The sequence below is a fragment of the Pseudomonas sp. efr-133-TYG-103a genome (assembly GCF_030209235.1).
In the GTDB taxonomy this organism is placed as follows: domain Bacteria; phylum Pseudomonadota; class Gammaproteobacteria; order Pseudomonadales; family Pseudomonadaceae; genus Aquipseudomonas.
On the sequence record NZ_JARVSK010000007.1, the window covers coordinates 1 to 17,296 of the forward strand.

Here is a 17,296-nt window from a genome sequence, read left to right on the forward strand (position 1 = left end):
CTGTGACCGCTCGGTTCGTAGCCGAGTACTCTATCCAGCTGAGCTACGAGTGCATTTGTTGCCGCGCATTATAGGCCGTCAAATCTTTTGGTCAAGAACTTTTTCTAGTAAATTCAACAACTTACCGATCAAGCCAGATTACAACGTACTACGCAAATAATGGCGGAGAACGGGGGATTCGAACCCCCGACACCCTTTTGAGGTGTACTCCCTTAGCAGGGGAGCGCCTTCGGCCACTCGGCCAGCTCTCCGCAACACGGGGCGTATAATAACCACCCTTTTCCCCGTTTGCAAACCAAAAATTCAATAAAAATTAATGGCTTGGTTCCTGGTCCTTCTCTTTCTTGATGCGCAGGTAAATCTCTTCACGATGGACAGCCACTTCCTTGGGGGCGTTGACCCCAATTCGGACTTGATTGCCTTTTACGCCGAGCACCGTCACGGTGATTTCACCATCACCAATTATCAGGCTCTCTGCGCACCGACGAGTCAGAATCAGCATAACTATCTCCTCACGCCTTACATTCAAGGGACTACAGTCTGCACAACCAAAAGGCACCAGCCCGGCCATGACGGCATCAAGCCTGTGCCTGAGTATTGACTAGCGCCGGGAAAAAAACAGGTTTCTGGCGCAGATCACAAACAAAAAGGGCGCAGTGTCGACCGCGCCCCTTTCAAAACCCTTACTCGCCCTGGCGGGGAGCGTCGAGTTCGAAGGCGGTGTGCAGGGCGCGCACGGCCAGCTCCAGGTACTTCTCTTCGATCACCACCGACACTTTGATTTCGGAGGTGGAGATCATCTGGATATTGATGCTTTCCTTGGCCAGCGCCTCGAACATGCGGCTGGCAACGCCGGCGTGCGAACGCATGCCGACACCGACGATGGAAACCTTGGCGATCTTGGTGTCGCCAACGACTTCACGGGCGCCGATTTCTTTCGCGGTGTTTTCCAGGACGGTCAACGCGGCCTGGTAGTCGTTGCGGTGCACGGTGAAGGTGAAGTCGGTGGTGTTATCGTGCGCAACGTTCTGCACGATCATGTCGACTTCGATGTTCGCGCCGCTGATCGGGCCCAGAATCTTGAACGCAACGCCCGGGGTGTCTGGCACGCCACGGATCGTCAGCTTGGCTTCGTCGCGGTTGAAGGCGATGCCAGAAATGATCGGCTGTTCCATGGATTCCTCTTCATCAATGGTAATGAGGGTGCCTGGACCCTCCTTGAAGCTGTGCAGTACGCGCAGCGGGACGTTGTACTTGCCGGCGAACTCGACCGCGCGGATCTGCAGCACTTTGGAACCGAGGCTGGCCATTTCCAGCATTTCTTCGAAAGTGATCTTGTCCAGACGCTGAGCCTGGGACACAACGCGCGGATCGGTGGTGTAGACGCCATCGACATCGGTGTAGATCTGGCACTCGTCTGCCTTCAAGGCAGCGGCCAGTGCGACGCCTGTCGTGTCGGAGCCACCGCGACCGAGGGTGGTGATGTTGCCGTTTTCATCGACGCCCTGGAAACCGGCGACGACGACAACACGACCGGCCTTCAGGTCGGTGCGAATTTTCTGATCGTCGATCTGCAGGATACGCGCCTTGTTGTGCGCGCTGTCGGTCAGAATGCGAACCTGATTGCCAGTGTAGGAAACTGCCGGCACACCGCGTTTGATCAAAGCCATCGCCAGCAAGGCAATGGTCACCTGCTCACCGGTGGAAACGATCACGTCCAGTTCGCGTGGAACCGGTTGATCGCTGATCTGCTTCGCCAGGTCGATCAGGCGATTGGTTTCGCCGCTCATGGCCGACAGAACGACCACCAGATCATCACCCGCATCGCGGAATTTTTTGACTTTGTCGGCCACCTGCTCGATGCGCTCTACCGAGCCCACGGAGGTGCCTCCAAATTTCTGTACGATTAAAGCCATCTCAAAGCCGCCTCAGCCCGTGAAGGGCGCCCGTTAAACATTCAAACCGCGAAGCGCCGCAGCCCGCGGGATAGCGGGCTGCGGTGGGTCGACTTAAATTCCCTGTTCGGCGAATGGAACGGCCAGCGCAAGCGCCGCGTCCAGGCCTGCGGCGTCGACGCCGCCGCCTTGCGCCATATCAGGACGACCACCACCTTTACCACCTACGGCGGCGGCCGCTTGCTTCATCAAATCACCGGCTTTGAGTTGGCCAGTCAGGTCTTTGGTGACGCCTGCCACCAGCACGACCTTTTCCTCATGCACCCCGCCGAGCAGGATCACTGCGCGACCGAGTTTGTTTTTCAGCTGATCAACCAGCGCCAGCAGCGCCTTGCCATCCTGACCGTCGAGACGGGCAGCGAGGACTTTGGCGCCCTTGACGTCCACCGCCTGGGCCGACAGATCGTCGCCCGCCGCGCTGGCCGCCTTGGCCTGAAGTTGTTCCAGCTGTTTTTCCAACAGGCGATTGCGTTCCAGGACAGCGGAAAGCTTGTCCAGCAGGTTGTCGCGATTACCTTTGACCAGGTTCGCGGCTTCCTTGAGTTGTTCTTCGGCACCGTTGAGGTAGGCCAGCGCCACCGCACCGGTCACCGCTTCGATACGGCGTACGCCCGCAGCGACGCCACCTTCGCTGACGATCTTGAACAGCGCGATGTCGCCGGTGCGGTTGGCGTGGATACCGCCGCACAGCTCGACCGAGAAATCACCGCCCATGCTCAGCACGCGAACGGTGTCGCCGTACTTCTCGCCGAACAGCGCCATGGCGCCCTTCTTCTTGGCGGTGTCGATATCGGTTTCTTCGGTTTCAACCGCGGTGTTCTTGCGCACCTCGGCGTTGACGATCTCTTCCAGCGCCTTGATCTGCTCAGGCTTGATCGCTTCGAAGTGGCTGAAGTCAAAGCGCAGGCGCTGACTGTCGACCAGCGAGCCCTTCTGCTGAACGTGATCGCCCAGCACCTGGCGCAGCGCAGCGTGCAGCAAGTGGGTCGCGGAGTGGTTCAGCGACGTGGCCTGACGCACTTCGGCGGCGACTTGAGTGCTGACAGTCGCGCCGACCTTCAGGCTGCCGGACACCTGAACACCGTGGTGCAGGAATGCGCCGCCGGTCTTGGTGGTGTCGCTCACGTCGAAACGCACGTCGCCAGACGTGAGGTAACCGCTGTCGCCGATCTGGCCGCCGGACTCGGCGTAGAACGGGGTGCGATCGAGAATGACCACGCCATCTTCGCCTTCGCTCAACTGCTCGACCGCCACGCCTTCCTTATAGAGAGCAACGACTTTCGCGTCGCCCGCGGTGGCGCTGTAGCCGGTGAACTCGGTCGCCACATCGACCTTGACCAGACTGTTGTAGTCCATGCCGAAGGAGCTGGCCGAACGCGCGCGCTCACGCTGGGCGTCCATCTCGCGCTCGAAACCGGCCTCGTCGAGGGTCAGGTTGCGCTCGCGGGCGATGTCACCGGTCAGGTCCATCGGGAAACCGTAAGTGTCATAGAGCTTGAAGACGACATCGCCAGGCACGACGGTGCCTTTGAGCTCGGCCAGATCCTGCTCGAGAATCTTCAGGCCCTGCTCCAGGGTCTTGGCGAACTGCTCTTCTTCTGCTTTGAGCACGCGCTCGATGTGCGCCTGCTGGGACTTCAGCTCAGGGAAGGCTTCGCCCATCTCGGCGACCAGTGCCGCAACGATCTGGTAGAAGAAACTGCCCTTGGCGCCTAGCTTGTTGCCGTGACGGCAGGCGCGACGAATGATGCGACGCAGCACGTAGCCACGGCCTTCGTTGGACGGCAGAACGCCATCGGCGATCAGGAAGCCGCAGGAACGAATGTGGTCAGCCACCACTTTGAGCGATGGTTGCTCTTCGTTGCTGCAGCCGATGGCCTTGGCCGCTGCGGCGAGCAGGCTCTGGAACAGGTCGATTTCATAGTTCGAGTGCACGTGCTGGAGCACGGCGCTGATCCGCTCCAGGCCCATGCCGGTGTCGACCGACGGCGCTGGCAACGGGTGCAGCACGCCATCGGCGGTGCGGTTGAACTGCATGAATACGTTGTTCCAGATCTCGATGTAGCGATCGCCGTCTTCTTCAGGCGAGCCCGGTGGGCCACCCCAGATGTCGGCGCCGTGATCGTAGAAAATCTCGGTGCAGGGACCGCACGGGCCAGTGTCGCCCATGGTCCAGAAGTTGTCGGACGCGTACGGTGCGCCCTTGTTGTCGCCGATGCGGACCATGCGTTCGGCCGGCACGCCAACTTCTTTGGTCCAGATATCGTAGGCTTCGTCGTCCGAGGCGTAGACCGTGACCCAGAGTTTTTCCTTGGGCAGGTTCAGCCATTTGTCGGACGTCAGGAAGGTCCACGCGTAGGTGATCGCATCGCGCTTGAAGTAGTCGCCGAAACTGAAGTTGCCTAGCATTTCGAAGAACGTGTGGTGACGTGCGGTGTAACCGACGTTCTCCAGGTCGTTGTGCTTGCCACCGGCGCGCACGCACTTCTGGCTGCTGACGGCTCGCGTATAGGCCCGTTTTTCCTGGCCCAGGAAGCAATCCTTGAACTGGTTCATGCCTGCGTTGGTGAACAGCAGGGTTGGGTCATTGCCCGGAATCAAGGAGCTGGAGGCTACACGGGTGTGGCCTTGCTCTTCGAAGAAGCGAAGGAAGGCTTCACGGATTTCTGCGCTTTTCATAGGTTCTTCCACGGGAACTGCGGCCTGAGGCAAATGCATAACGTCATTCGACGTAGCGACGGCAAAGGGCCGCATTATATAGGCGTTGTACGTGCGGTACAGCGTGTTTATTCGATAGAAACAGGCAATTGGATTATCGGTCGTCTGCGTGTCCGGTCATCGCGCGCCAAATTCGGCAAATGCCGTCACCACCTTCTCCAGTTGCGCAGCTGAAACATCCAGATGCGTGACCATGCGCAGGCGCGGGGCCGCGCTCAGGACGATTCCACGCTCGGCACAGAAGGCCTTGAGCAGCTCTGCACGCTTGCCGATCTGCACGTACACCATGTTGGTGTGCACAGGCTCGACGTCGAAACCCAACTCGCCCAATGCTTTACCCAGGAACGCTGCGTGCGCGTGATCCTCGGCCAGGCGCTCGACCTGATGCTGCAGCGCATAGAGCCCTGCGGCTGCCAGCAGACCGGCCTGACGCATGCCGCCACCGACCATTTTGCGCAGCCGACGGGCCTTGGCGATGAACTCATCGGAACCACACAGCACCGAGCCGATCGGCGCGCCCAGACCTTTGGACAGACACACTGACACCGAATCGAAATGCTGCGTGATCTCGCGGGCATCGACGCCCAGTTTGACCGCGGCGTTGTAGAGTCGAGCGCCGTCCAGGTGCAGGCCCAGACCGTTCTCGCGGGTCACCCTGCGGGCAGCGGCCAGGTAATCCAGCGACAACACCTTGCCCTGCATGGTGTTCTCCAGCGCCAGCAGGCGGGTGCGCGCGAAATGGAAGTCGTCGGCCTTGATCGCCGCGACGACCTGCTCCAGGTCCAGCGAGCCATCGGGCTGATTGTCCAGCGGCTGGGGCTGAATGGAGCCCAGCACTGCCGCGCCACCGCCTTCGTATTTATAGGTATGCGCCTGTTGACCGACGATGTATTCATCACCCCGCTCGCAATGCGCCATCAGGCCGAGCAGGTTACTCATCGTGCCGGTGGGGACGAACAGGGCAGCTGCGAAGCCCAGATGCTCGGCCAGCCAGGACTCCAGGTGGTTGACGGTCGGGTCCTCGCCATACACGTCATCGCCCAGCGGCGCACGGGCCATTGCTTCGCGCATGCCTGCAGTGGGTTGAGTCACGGTGTCGCTGCGCAGATCGATAACGGTCACGGTCGAGCTCCCTGGAAAGTGGTCGATCCTCAGTTCTGAGGCTTAGACCCTCGATAATCAAGGCTTCGGCCAGCAATTCCAAGTTCTGCTTATAAGAAAAGCTGATCAGAACCATCAAAAAGGCTCCATGCACATTCTGAAAATCTGTGTTACAAACTGCACGCCGACGCAATGTGCCGTCGGCAACGTTCTCAGGGCGGGGTGCGATTCCCCACCGGCGGTAATGGCGCGCAAAGCGTCTAGCCCGCGAGCGCTCATGTTTTAGGTCGGCTCCAGAAGTCGGCGAGCGAAGGTCAGGCAAGGCAAAAAGCAGCGAGCAAGCGGAGTTGAGGGGCCTCAATGAGCATTGCGAGCTGCTTTTTAACGCAGCATGACCGAGCGCAGCCACTTTTGGTGCCGAGCTGGTGTGAGGTCAGCAGATCTGGTGCGATCCCAGAGCCGACGGTCATAGTCCGGATGAAGAGAGAACGGGATTGGCACCACAGGATCGTCTCGCAGCATGGTCGCGTGGGCATTTTGCCCGGACCGCTGACGACCCGTACCCTGGCATCCCCTTCGATCCAAAACGCCCTGTTTTTTTATTAAACAGGAGTCAGAACATATGCAACCCACCGCTATCCACGCTCACGAGCGCATCGCGTTCATTCAAGCCTGCTGGCATAAAGATATCGTCGACCAGGCGCGTAAGGGCTTTGTCGCGGAAATGGCCAACCATGGCTATGCCGAGAGCGATATCGATTTCTTCGAAGTCGGCGGCGCCTTTGAAATCCCCTTGCATGCCAAACTGCTGGCCAAAAGCGGTCGCTACGGCGGCGTCGTGGCGGCGGGTCTGGTGGTCGATGGCGGGATCTATCGACACGAATTCGTTGCGCAATCGGTGATCAGCGCGTTGATGCAGGTTCAGCTGGAAACCGAAGTGCCGGTGTTCTCGGTGGTGCTGACCCCTCACCACTTCCATGCCGGTGAAGAGCACCACAACTATTTCTTCAACCACTTCGTGCACAAGGGCCAGGAAGCGGCCAAGACCTGCGCCGACACCCTGAGCAAGCTGCGCGCAGTGCGCCGTTTGGGTGAATCGCAGAAAGCGGTGGGCTGAGGGAATGGCGGCGTCCCTCAGGACGCCGGCATGACTGTGTAGGAGCGCGCTTGCCCGCGAATGCGGTGGGTCAGTGACAGATATCTGGCTGACACACTGCAATCGCGGGCAAGCGCGCTCCTAAAAGGGATCGCGTCAACCCGAGGCATGGCTCACACCAGCCCATCCCCGGTCGTCGGCACGATCAGAATCCCTGCTCGCAAACCATTCTTGACCTTCGGGTTGGGGAAGATGATTCGCGCGCCCTCCTCTTCCACCACCCAGCGTGAGTCGGCCAGGTCCTCGGCCAGCACGAACCCCTTGTCCAGCTTGGTGAAGTTCTCGATGTCGGCCGGCAGGTTCAGGCGAAAGGCGTCACTGTGCTTGATGATTTCGCGGGCGACGCTGAACAGCTTGAGCCCGTCGATCTGATCCCCCACCAGCGGCTCGGTGCCCCGAATCAGGTGTTCCAGCGCGGCCTTCAACGGCGAGAGGTTGACCTGCTGGTTCTGCCCGAAAGGCCGCGCCTTGCCCAGCTCCAGGGTGAAAGCCTCGGCCTCCAGCTTGTCGTAGGTATAGGCGCTGAACACAATCGACGGTTTGTTCTGCAACAGCACCGCTTCCATGCCCGCCCGGTGTATCCGCACCAACTCACGGCGCGAATGCTGGCGCCCTTCTTTCCACGGATACAGGGCGAACTGTTCGATCTTCGAGCCGCGAATGGCAGTGTGCAGGTCGTAATGCAGTCGATAACGGTCCGGCAAGCTGAAAAAGCTCGCGGCCAGACGCTCCAGCTCGCAGGCCCGCAGCGCTTCATTTCCACTGCTTTGCTCGTGACGACCATTGAACAGCCGATTGATGTCCTGCTCGATGTACCGCTCGCCGCGACGCATCGCTTCCGGGTTGCCGAACAGGAACAGGATGCGCGCGCGCGGCTTGAGTTCACCGCGCGCGATGGCGTGGATCAGTTCGTCGAGCAGCTCGATCGGTGCTGTTTCGTTGCCATGAATGCCGGCAGACAGCAGCAGATCGGTGCCGTTGTCCCGAGCCTCGGGCGGGCGGACTTCCAGCGCCCCTTCGGCGAGCCAGCGCAGGCGCACGCCGTCGACGGTCAGTTGAGTCTTTTCCGCGGGTTCACGACCCGCCAGGGTCAGTTCAAGCAGTTTGCCGAGGGCGAGCATGGGACGAGCTCCTGATCAGTGATTGCAGTCAGGACCGTGGACGTGACCGTCTTCGTCGTCGCCGCTCATGTCAGCCGGTTCCATTTCCAGCTGCAGGCTGACGAGGTTGGTCGCCAGCGGGCGCAGCAACAGGTTGGCGTATTCGGCATCGCCTTCTTCAACGTCAACACCGATCAACAGTTGCCCGCGACCGTCCTGCTGAATCCAGACTTCTTTGCCCTGCCAGATAACGGCAAAACGTGTGCAGGAAGTTTCCAGCTGGGTGCCGTCGGTGTCTTCAAGGATCAAACGCAGGGCGTCGGTCATTTCAAAAGCTCTCTCTATAAAAGGCAAAAGCCGCGCTGGCTGACCCTGGGTCAGCCCCGGCGCGATGCTTCGGATACGTCAATTGATCTGGAAAGGATAGACAGCACCGAGCTTCAGGTGCCGGGTCAGTTCATCCAGTGCCGTTCGGCATTCGTCCAACAGCCGCGGGTCGGCGAGGTCGTTCTCGCTGATGCGGTCGCGGTAATGCTTGTCGACCCATTGCGTCAGCGTGTCGTACAGCGGCGCCGTCATGATAACCCCTGGGTTGACCGCCGCCAGTTCCGTTTCATTGAGTGCCACGCGCAAACGCAGGCAGGCCGGGCCACCGCCGTTCTGCATGCTCTGCTTGAGGTCGAACACTTTCACTTCACGAACCGGGCTTTCGTCGGCGATCAGGCGCTGCAGGTAGTTCCACACGCGCTCGTTGCCCCGGCATTCTTCCGGCACGATCAACAACATCGAGCCGTCAGGGCGCGAGAGCAGCTGGCTGTTGAACAGATAAGAGCGAACGGCGTCTTCCACGCCCACTTCGCTGCGCGGCACGCAAATGGCCTGGAAACGCCCGCCGCGCTGCCCGAGCTTGTCGTGCAATTCGCTCAGCATGTGCTCGGTGTTGAGGAACGCGTCCTCGTGGTAGAAGAGCACTTCGCCATTACCCACGGCGATCACGTCGTTATGAAACACGCCCTGATCGATCACTGCGGGATTCTGCTGGGCGAACACCACGCCGTCATCGCTCAGGCCATGCAGGCGCGCAACGGCCTGCGAAGCTTCCAGCGTCTGCCGGGCCGGGTACTTCTGCGGCGCGGGATAGCGGGTGTCGAAGGCCGAGCGGCCGAACACGAAGAACTCGACGCCGGCCTCGCCATAACTGCGGCAGAAACGCGTGTGGTTGGCCGCGCCTTCATCACCGAACTGAGCGACGGCGGGCAAGGCAGCGTGATGGGCGAAGTGTTGCTGATCGGCGAACATCGCCCCCAATACACGACTGGTGGTCGGGTGTTCGATGCTGCGATGGTATTTGCAGTTGAGGTTGGCAGCCGTGAAATGCACGCGTCCATCGGCGGTGTCGGCGCTGGGGCTGACCGTCGCTGCGTTCGCGACCCACATGCTCGACGCCGAGCAACTGGCGACCAATAACGGCATGGCCTGCTTCGCGGCGCGCTCGATGACCTGTGCATCGGTGCCATCGAAGCCCAGCTTGCGCAGGCCTGCGATGTCCGGACGCTCCTGCGGCGCCAGCACACCCTGGGTGAAACCCATGTCGGTCAGGGCCTTCATTTTTGCCAGACCTTGCAGCGCCGCCTCACGCGGGTTGGAAGACTGCTGGCAATTGCTCTGCGACGCGACGTTGCCGTAGGACAGCCCACCGTAGTTGTGGGTTGGCCCCACTAGACCGTCAAAGTTGACTTCACAGGATTTCATCGGTGAGGCTCCGTGGATCTGTTTTTATAAACATCTATGTTCAGTTACACCATGGCGCCTGTAGGAGCGTGGCTTGTCCCGCGATGTGTCGCGAAGCGACAGCTAAATGGACGAATGCGGTGTTTCATGCAGACCGCAACCTCTGGGTTTACGACGGGTTCCCCGCCGATCGCGGGACAAGCCACGCTCCCACAGTCCAATTCAGCTGTTTCGACTCAACGTAATACCCGGCGTTAGGCTCGCAGGCAGCGCCAGCGTCTCGCTTTCCAGCGACGCCACCGGATACGCGCAGTAATCCGCCGCGTAATAAGCGCTGGCGCGATGGTTGCCCGACGCGCCCACGCCACCAAACGGTGCCGTGCTCGCCGCGCCGGTCAGTTGCTTGTTCCAGTTGACGATCCCGGCACGGCTGAGCAGCCAGAACTGCTGATAGCGCGCCTGAGAATCGGACAACAAACCCGCGGCCAGGCCGTACTGCGTGGCGTTGGCCTCGTCGATGGCGGCATCGAAATCAGCGTAGCGAATCACTTGCAGCAGCGGGCCGAACAACTCCTCGTCAGGCCGGTCGCTGACATCACTGACATCCAGAATACCGGGGGTCAGCAACGCCGACTGCGCCTGCGGCTGGGTCATCTCCAGCAACGCCACCGCGCCCGTTGCGAGCAACTGTTCCTGAGCCTCGAGCAGCGCACGGGCCGCCGCCAGAGAAATCACCGAGCCCATGAACGGCGCGGGCTGTTGATCGAACGCACCGACCTCGATCGTCGACGTCACTTCAACCAGCCGCGCCAGGAATGCATCGCCCCACGCGCCTTGTGGCACCAGCAGGCGCCGGGCGCAGGTGCAGCGCTGGCCGGCAGAGATGAACGCTGACTGAATGACGGTGTACACCGCAGCATCGACGTCGGCGACCTGATCGACGATCAGGGGGTTATTGCCGCCCATCTCCAGCGCAAGGATTTTGTCCGGACGCCCGGCAAACTGCTGATGCAGCGAGTTGCCGGTGCGGCTTGAGCCGGTGAAGAACAAACCGTCGATACCGGCGTTGGCCGCCAGGGCGATTCCGGTCTCGCGCCCGCCTTGCACCAGATTGAGAACGCCCGCCGGCAGCCCGGCTTCAATCCAGCATTGCACGGTCAGCTCGGCGACCTTGGGGGTCAGTTCGCTGGGCTTGAACACCACGCTGTTACCGGCCAGCAACGCGGGAACGATATGCCCGTTAGGCAGATGCCCGGGGAAGTTGTAGGGACCGAACACCGCGACGACGCCATGGGGCTTGTGGCGCAGGACAGCCGTCGCATCACCCAGCGGGCCGCTCTTCTCGCCGGTCCGTTCACGATAACTCTGGATCGAGATGGCGACCTTGTTGGCCATGCTGGTCACTTCCGTGGCCGATTCCCACAGCGGCTTGCCGGTTTCTTCACCGATGCAGCGGGCGATTTCATCGGCGCGGTTTTTCAGCGTGGCGGCAAACGCCTCGAGGACCGCAATGCGATCTTCCAGCGAACGGCTGGCCCAGGCAGGAAACGCCCCGCGCGCCGCTTCGACAGCCGCGTCCACTTGCACGGCGGACGCGCCGTTGCCCGACCAGACCACGTTTTGCGTGACCGGATTCAGCGAATCGAACGCTTCACCCTGCCCGGCCTGCCAGGCACCTGCGATATACAAAGTCGTCATCAAATGCCCTCCCGAGCCGGAGACAGCGGCACGGCGCGCACTTGATCGCCGGCGTTCAGGCGCAGGCGCTTGGCGGTCTTCGGATCGACCACCAAAGTGCCGGCGGCAAAGCGCGCAGGGGCCGCGGTGATGCGGCAATCTTCGCGCTTGCGGTTGTGAATGAGAAACGGCGTGGCGTCATCGCCGGGCGTGCCGACCGCCAGCACCAGCGCCTGGCTGTCACGAACGGCGCGGATCTTGGTCGTTTCGCACTCGATCGCCGGTCCCGCGTCGAAAATATCGACGTAGCCCTGATAGCTGAAGCCCTCGGCCTTGAGCATGGTCAACGCAGGCTCGGTGCTGGTGTGCACACGACCGATGACGTTGCGCGCCGCCTCGGACAGGAAGCAGCTGTAGAGCGGGAATTTCGGCATCAGCTCGGCGATGAACGCGCGATTGCCAACGCCGGTCAGGTAATCGGCCTGGCTGAATTCCATCTTGAAAAAGTGCCGCCCCAGGCTCTCCCAGAACGGCGAATGGCCTTGGTCGTCAGACATGCCGCGCATTTCGGCGATGATCTTGGCGCCGAACAGCTCCGGAAATTCAGCGATGAACAGCATCCGCGCCTTGGACAACAGTCGTCCGTTCAGGCCATTACGGAAGTCGTTGTGCAGGAACAGCGAGCACAATTCCGAGTTGCCGGTCAGATCGTTCGCCAGAAACAGCGTCGGAATCTCGCGATAGATATTCAGTTCCTGTGAGGCGCTGACAGTCAGCCCGACGCGGTAGTTGTACCAGGGCTCGCGCAGGCCCACAGCGCCTGCGATGGCGGAAATGCCCACCACGCGGCCGTCGTCGTCCTCGAGCACGAACAGGTAATCGGTGTCGCCCCGCTCGGCTTCGCCACGGAAGGTCTTTTCGGCCCAGCCGACCCGATGCGCCAGACGCTCTTCATTGGCCGGCAGCGTGGTCAGGCCAGCGCCTGTGCTACGCGCCAGATCAATGAGTGCCGGTAGGTCACTGCTGCGTACGGGACGAACAATCATGCTTTCTCCTCGAGCCGGCTTCGGTCAGAAGCCGGCGAACTCGCTAATCTGCGATACGGCGTCAGGCGCTGAACGCCTGGGGTCGCCGCCACTCAACGGTCAAACCGCGACGATACGGACGCTGGCACCCTCGCCGACACCCAGTGCCTCGGCGGCGGCCAGGCTGAGGGTCACAGGCTTGCCCGGCACCCAGTCCAGTTCCAGCATCACCGCGCGGTAGTCCTGCAACTGGCCATTGGCGACCAGATACGGGCGTCCGCCCTTCACCGCATCGCCGCTGTCGACGGTATCGACTTTCACCGGCACCACGCGGCTCTGAGCGATGGAGCGGATGCCAGAAACACGAGCATGCAGCGTCGGGCCGCCGTCGAAGATGTCGATGTAATGATCGGTCTCGAAGCCCTCGCGCATGAGGATGTCGAAGGTGATCTGCGCGCGCGGATGCACTTGCCCCATGGCCTCTTGGGCTTCGTCGGGCAGCAGCGGCACATAGATCGGGTAATGCGGCATCAGCTCGGCGAGGAAAGTCCGGCTTTTCAGGCCGCACAGGCGTTCGGCTTCGGCGTAGTTGATGTCGAAGAAGTTGCGACCGATGGCGTCCCAGAATGGCGAGTCGCCGTTGTCATCGCTGTAACCGACGATTTCGGTGACGACCGAATCGGCGAAGCGCTCGGGGTGACTGGCGACGAACAGCAGGCGAGCCCGGGAGTTGAGCTCGGACCACAGCGTGCCAACCAGCTCGGGCAACACGTAGAAACTGGTCAGCAGGCTGTTTCCGGTCAGATCGTGGCACTGCGAGAGCACGTGAATCTTGTTGTGAATCTTCAGCTCGCGGGAGGCGTGAACGAAGGTTTCGTTGCGGAAGCTGTAGAACGGCTCGGAGTATCCCGCCGATGCGACGATGCCCGAGCAGCCCACCAGACGCCCGGATTCGGTGTCTTCGAGCACGAAGAAATAGGTTTCTTCGCCATTGAAACTGACCTCGGCGGCGAAGGACGCTTCGGACGCGGCGATCTTGTCACCGAGGCGTCCAGCATCGTCCGGCAAGGACGTGACACCAATCGGGCTGTCCGCGGCGAGTCGTTGAACCTCGCTCAGATCAGCCATTTGCGCGGGGCGCATCACCAGCATGGTGTCACTCCTTGAGAAAAACAGGCCGGGGAAATCCGGCATGGAGAAGAAAAAAACAAATCCCGAGATTGCTCGCCCTTGTAGGAGTGAGCTTGCTCGCGATGACTCTGTATCAGACAACATTGATGTATCTGACAAACCGCTATCGCGAGCAAGCTCACTCCTACAGGAGATCTATGGCGTCTATCAGGCTTGGGTCAACCTGGCTACAGCACGCTCGAAACGGTTCAGGCCTTCGGTGATGTCGGCATCGTCGATCACCAGGCTTGGCGCAAAACGCACGACGTCAGGACCGGCTTGCAGAATCATCACGCCTTCGTGCTCGGCCGCGTTGAAGAAATCCTTGGCCTTGCCTTTCCAGGCGTCGGTCAGGACACAGCCGATCAGCAGGCCCATGCCCCGGACCTGGCTGAACACGCCGTACTGCTCGCCGATTTTTTCCAGGCGCGCTCTGAACAGGTCATGTTTGGCGTTGACGCCTGCCAGCACTTGCGGGGTGTTGACCACGTCGATGACCGCTTCGCCGACCGCACAGGCCAGCGGGTTGCCGCCGTAAGTGGTGCCGTGCACGCCGACCGACAGGTGCTTGGCGAGCTTTTCGGTGGTCAGCATGGCTGCCATCGGGAAACCGCCGCCAATGCTCTTGGCGCTGGACAGAATGTCCGGCGTCACGCCGTAGTGCATGTAGGCGAACAGGTGGCCGCTACGGCCCATGCCGCTCTGCACTTCATCGAAAATCAGCAGCGCATTGTGGTCGTCGCACAGCTTGCGCGCGCCTTGCAGGTATTCGAGTTCGGCCGGCAGCACGCCGCCTTCACCCTGAATCGGCTCAAGCACGACGGCGCAGGTCTTGTCGCTGACGGCGGCTTTCAGCGCGTCGAGGTCGTTGTACGGCACGTGCGTGATGCCGGTGATCTTCGGACCGAAGCCGTCGGAGTACTTCGGCTGACCGCCCACGCTGACGGTGAACAAGGTACGCCCGTGGAAGCTGTTGAGCGCCGCGATGATTTCGTACTTCTCGGTGCCGTACAGGTCGTGGGCAACGCGACGGGCCAGTTTGAACGCCGCCTCGTTGGCCTCAGCCCCGGAGTTACAGAAGAACACGCGCTCGGCGAAGGTGGCGTCGACCAGCTTTTTGGCCAGACGCAGCGCAGGCTCGTTGGTGAAAACGTTGGAAACATGCCACAGCCTGTTGGCCTGCTCGGTCAATGCGCCGACCAGAGCCGGGTGTGCGTGGCCCAGTACGTTGACCGCGATGCCGCCCGAGAAATCGACCAGTTCACGCCCCGACTGATCCCAGACGCGGGAACCCTGGCCACGCACGGGAATGAACGCTGCGGGGGCATAGTTGGGGACCATCACCTGGTCAAAATCGGCACGTTGCACCGGTACTTGCTCAACGGACATCGGAGTCTCCTGAAGAGGAACGCCTGCCTGGACTGGCGAGCGATGGAAGGATTGTAAGGACTGATTTCGGTCCGGCCTTGCCGCCAAGCGACAACTTCTTATAGCGCCAAACCGGCTTTTTCCGCGGTTTTCGGCAATGCGACAAATTGCGTCGGAAAGGCGCAGTTTAAACGTTGGCGGCCCGATGTAGCAGCGTCCTGTCGATTTGAATTGCATCACTTCAGAAACTGCACTGACAACAGCACCCTGTAGGAGTGAGCTTGCTCGCGATAGCAATGCGTCAGATACATCAGTGTTGTCTGACGCGACGTCATCGCGAGCAAGCTCACTCCGACAGGAGAGATCCGGCGAGGCTTGAGATCACCCGCGCTCGGCAGGCACGGAGGACAGTTCGAACGGGCTGCTGCTGCGACGCTGGTTGCGGTCTTCGCGCGGGGTTGCGCCGAAGAAGTTGCGGTAGGCGCTGGAGAAATGCGGACCGGAAGAGAAGCCGCACGACAGGCCGATCTGGATGATCGACTTGCTGGTCTGCATCAGCATCTGTCGGGCCTTGTTAAGACGCAGCTCAAGGTAATACTGACTGGGAACGCGATTGAGGTACTGCTTGAAGATCCGCTCCAGCTGTCGTCGCGAGACGCAGACATGCTGGGCGATCTCGTCAGTGGTCAATGGCTCTTCGATGTTGGCTTCCATCAGCAACACGGCCTGGGTCAACTTCGGATGACTGGAACCCAGACGGTTCTGCAGCGGGATGCGCTGGCGCTCGCCGCCTTCACGAATGCGCTCGACCACCAGTTCTTCGGAAACCGCCCCGGCGAGCTCCGCGCCATGGTCACGGGCCAGCACCGCCAGCAGCAGATCCAGCACCGACATGCCACCGCAGGCGGTCAGACGATCGCGGTCCCAGTCGAACAGATGACTGGTGGCAATGACCTTGGGGAAGCGCTCTGCGAAATCGTCCTGCCAGCGCCAATGCACGGCGGCACGGTAACCGTCGAGCAGCCCCAACTGCGCAAGCGGATAAACGCCCGCCGAAAGACCGCCGATCACGCACCCTGCTCGCACCAATTGCTTGAGCGCGCCACCCAGTGCCGAAGACATGGGCGCGGGCGGCTCGTCGGCCAGCAGGAAAACTTTCTGACACCCCTCCAGGCGCCCCGTCCACGGCTCGCCCGGCAACTGCCAGCTGGCGCCTTCGACCGGCGGTTCGGCCTGCATGAACGACAGCTCGTAGACCACGTCGGGATGAACGCGCTGAGCGACACGCAGGGCTTCCTCGGCCAGCGCCAGAGTCAAGGCTTTGGTGCCGGGCCAGATGAGAAATCCGATTCGATGGGCAGTCATGGCGTGCAATCCGAAACGTGTCGCTGTTATGGGTCACACGCTCGGGCGTGCGAAGTGAATCTGTTGCATTCAGTTCATGGCGGCGCTTTGAATGACGCGCAGCATGAACTGTTCTGACACAAAACGCACCGTTGGTGACGGCAGCAATCTTTACTTCAAGCTGCCGGACAAGAACTGCTGGAGACGCTCCGATTTCGGATTGACCAGCACCTGGCGCGGGTCGCCGCTCTCTTCCACCAACCCCTTGTGCAGGAAGATCAACTGGTTCGACACCTCGCGGGCGAAGCCCATTTCGTGGGTGACGACGACCATCGTGCGGCCTTCCTGGGCCAACGCCTGCATGACCTTCAACACGTCGCCAACCAGTTCGGGGTCGAGCGCCGAAGTCGGCTCGTCGAACAGCATCACCTCAGGCTCCATCGCCAATGCCCGGGCAATCGCCACGCGCTGCTGCTCGCCGCCGGACATGTGCCCTGGAAAGGCGTCCTTGCGATGCGCGACGCCGACCTTGCTCAAGTAATGCTCGGCCTTTTCCAGCGCTTCTTTCTTCGGCACGCCCAGCACATGAACCGGCGCCTCGATGACGTTTTCCAGCGCGGTCATGTGCGACCACAGATTGAAATGCTGGAACACCATCGACAGACGCGAGCGCATGCGCTGCAGCTGTTTCGGGTCGGCAGCCTTGAGCCCGCCGTCCTTGTTGGCGACCAGTTTGAGCTCCTCGTTGTTGAGCAGAATGCGGCCTGACTTCGGTTGTTCCAGCAGATTGATGCAGCGCAGGAACGTACTTTTGCCCGAGCCGCTGGAGCCGATGATGCTGATCACATCGCCAGCTTTGGCGGTCAGCGAGACGCCTTTGAGCACCTCGTGACTGCCGTAGCACTTGTGCAGGTCCTGGACTTCCAGTTTGTTCATGGTTTGGGTTCTCAC

General features: G+C 61.0%; 14 protein-coding genes, 1 tRNA gene and 1 riboswitch. Of the genes, 1 reads left to right on the forward strand and 14 read right to left on the reverse strand.

Going from position 1 to position 17,296, the window contains the following annotated elements:
• Nucleotides 1–160 precede the first annotated feature (160 nt).
• The 5 genes from QRN36_RS06405 to ltaE all read right to left on the reverse strand — a co-directional run bounded on the left by QRN36_RS06405 (nucleotide 161) and on the right by ltaE (nucleotide 5,795).
• Nucleotides 161–251, reverse strand: a tRNA-Ser gene (locus tag QRN36_RS06405).
• Between the two features lie 62 nt (nucleotides 252–313).
• Nucleotides 314–502: a carbon storage regulator CsrA gene (gene csrA, locus QRN36_RS06410; protein ID WP_020290522.1), complete on the reverse strand. Its 189-nt coding sequence runs from the start codon at nucleotides 500–502 to the stop codon at nucleotides 314–316.
• A gap of 181 nt (nucleotides 503–683) precedes the next feature.
• Entirely contained in the window at nucleotides 684–1,916 is a 1,233-nt protein-coding gene (locus QRN36_RS06415) for an aspartate kinase (protein WP_093464006.1), read from the reverse strand.
• 93 nt (nucleotides 1,917–2,009) lie between these two features.
• Nucleotides 2,010–4,634 carry an alanine--tRNA ligase gene (alaS, locus tag QRN36_RS06420; RefSeq protein ID WP_285423281.1) on the reverse strand — a complete coding sequence of 875 codons (2,625 nt, stop codon included), beginning with the start codon at nucleotides 4,632–4,634 and terminating at the stop codon, nucleotides 2,010–2,012.
• Nucleotides 4,635–4,790: 156 nt separating this feature from the next.
• Nucleotides 4,791–5,795 (reverse strand): low-specificity L-threonine aldolase, encoded by a 1,005-nt coding sequence (gene ltaE / locus QRN36_RS06425; protein ID WP_285423282.1) that lies wholly within the window; start codon nucleotides 5,793–5,795, stop codon nucleotides 4,791–4,793.
• Nucleotides 5,796–5,978: 183 nt separating this feature from the next.
• Nucleotides 5,979–6,268: riboswitch (FMN riboswitch) on the forward strand.
• Between the two features lie 128 nt (nucleotides 6,269–6,396).
• Here ltaE and QRN36_RS06430 point away from each other — a divergent pair.
• A complete protein-coding gene (locus QRN36_RS06430; RefSeq protein WP_285423283.1) occupies nucleotides 6,397–6,891 on the forward strand; it encodes a 6,7-dimethyl-8-ribityllumazine synthase in 495 nt (164 codons plus the stop codon).
• Nucleotides 6,892–7,043: 152 nt separating this feature from the next.
• Here the strand turns inward: QRN36_RS06430 and astE are convergent, their stop codons facing one another.
• From astE to QRN36_RS06475, 9 genes are all read right to left on the reverse strand, one after another.
• On the reverse strand, nucleotides 7,044–8,051 hold the full coding sequence (astE, locus tag QRN36_RS06435) for a succinylglutamate desuccinylase (RefSeq protein WP_285423284.1): 1,008 nt from the start codon (nucleotides 8,049–8,051) through the stop codon (nucleotides 7,044–7,046).
• 15 nt (nucleotides 8,052–8,066) lie between these two features.
• Entirely contained in the window at nucleotides 8,067–8,357 is a 291-nt protein-coding gene (locus QRN36_RS06440; protein WP_093463991.1) for a topoisomerase II, read from the reverse strand.
• A gap of 78 nt (nucleotides 8,358–8,435) precedes the next feature.
• Nucleotides 8,436–9,782: an N-succinylarginine dihydrolase gene (gene astB / locus QRN36_RS06445; RefSeq protein WP_285423285.1), complete on the reverse strand. Its 1,347-nt coding sequence runs from the start codon at nucleotides 9,780–9,782 to the stop codon at nucleotides 8,436–8,438.
• 201 nt (nucleotides 9,783–9,983) lie between these two features.
• Nucleotides 9,984–11,462, reverse strand: a complete 1,479-nt coding sequence (astD, locus tag QRN36_RS06450) for a succinylglutamate-semialdehyde dehydrogenase (RefSeq protein ID WP_285423286.1) — start codon at nucleotides 11,460–11,462, stop codon at nucleotides 9,984–9,986.
• Nucleotides 11,459–12,484, reverse strand: coding sequence for an arginine N-succinyltransferase (gene astA, locus QRN36_RS06455; RefSeq protein WP_285423287.1), 1,026 nt, complete (start codon nucleotides 12,482–12,484; stop codon nucleotides 11,459–11,461). Before astA ends, astD begins: the two co-directional genes overlap by 4 nt.
• A gap of 99 nt (nucleotides 12,485–12,583) precedes the next feature.
• On the reverse strand, nucleotides 12,584–13,615 hold the full coding sequence (aruF, locus tag QRN36_RS06460; protein ID WP_285423288.1) for an arginine/ornithine succinyltransferase subunit alpha: 1,032 nt from the start codon (nucleotides 13,613–13,615) through the stop codon (nucleotides 12,584–12,586).
• A gap of 186 nt (nucleotides 13,616–13,801) precedes the next feature.
• A complete protein-coding gene (locus tag QRN36_RS06465) occupies nucleotides 13,802–15,022 on the reverse strand; it encodes an aspartate aminotransferase family protein (RefSeq protein WP_285423289.1) in 1,221 nt (406 codons plus the stop codon).
• 360 nt (nucleotides 15,023–15,382) lie between these two features.
• Nucleotides 15,383–16,366, reverse strand: coding sequence for a transcriptional regulator ArgR (gene argR, locus QRN36_RS06470; protein WP_285423290.1), 984 nt, complete (start codon nucleotides 16,364–16,366; stop codon nucleotides 15,383–15,385).
• A gap of 150 nt (nucleotides 16,367–16,516) precedes the next feature.
• Complete coding sequence (locus tag QRN36_RS06475; RefSeq protein WP_093463969.1) at nucleotides 16,517–17,281, reverse strand: ABC transporter ATP-binding protein; 765 nt, start codon at nucleotides 17,279–17,281, stop codon at nucleotides 16,517–16,519.
• Between the last annotated feature and the right edge of the window lie 15 nt (nucleotides 17,282–17,296).

What these genes read in the sequence shown, in the direction of transcription:
- csrA (WP_020290522.1), bottom strand. Translation starts at nt 502, where the DNA reads ATGCTGATTCTGACTCGTCGGTGCGCAGAGAGCCTGATAATTGGTGAT.
- QRN36_RS06415 (WP_093464006.1), bottom strand. Translation starts at nt 1,916, where the DNA reads ATGGCTTTAATCGTACAGAAATTTGGAGGCACCTCCGTGGGCTCGGTA.
- alaS (WP_285423281.1), bottom strand. Translation starts at nt 4,634, where the DNA reads ATGAAAAGCGCAGAAATCCGTGAAGCCTTCCTTCGCTTCTTCGAAGAG.
- QRN36_RS06430 (WP_285423283.1), top strand. Translation starts at nt 6,397, where the DNA reads ATGCAACCCACCGCTATCCACGCTCACGAGCGCATCGCGTTCATTCAA.
- astE (WP_285423284.1), bottom strand. Translation starts at nt 8,051, where the DNA reads ATGCTCGCCCTCGGCAAACTGCTTGAACTGACCCTGGCGGGTCGTGAA.
- QRN36_RS06440 (WP_093463991.1), bottom strand. Translation starts at nt 8,357, where the DNA reads ATGACCGACGCCCTGCGTTTGATCCTTGAAGACACCGACGGCACCCAG.
- astB (WP_285423285.1), bottom strand. Translation starts at nt 9,782, where the DNA reads ATGAAATCCTGTGAAGTCAACTTTGACGGTCTAGTGGGGCCAACCCAC.
- astA (WP_285423287.1), bottom strand. Translation starts at nt 12,484, where the DNA reads ATGATTGTTCGTCCCGTACGCAGCAGTGACCTACCGGCACTCATTGAT.
- aruF (WP_285423288.1), bottom strand. Translation starts at nt 13,615, where the DNA reads ATGCTGGTGATGCGCCCCGCGCAAATGGCTGATCTGAGCGAGGTTCAA.
- QRN36_RS06465 (WP_285423289.1), bottom strand. Translation starts at nt 15,022, where the DNA reads ATGTCCGTTGAGCAAGTACCGGTGCAACGTGCCGATTTTGACCAGGTG.
- argR (WP_285423290.1), bottom strand. Translation starts at nt 16,366, where the DNA reads ATGACTGCCCATCGAATCGGATTTCTCATCTGGCCCGGCACCAAAGCC.
- QRN36_RS06475 (WP_093463969.1), bottom strand. Translation starts at nt 17,281, where the DNA reads ATGAACAAACTGGAAGTCCAGGACCTGCACAAGTGCTACGGCAGTCAC.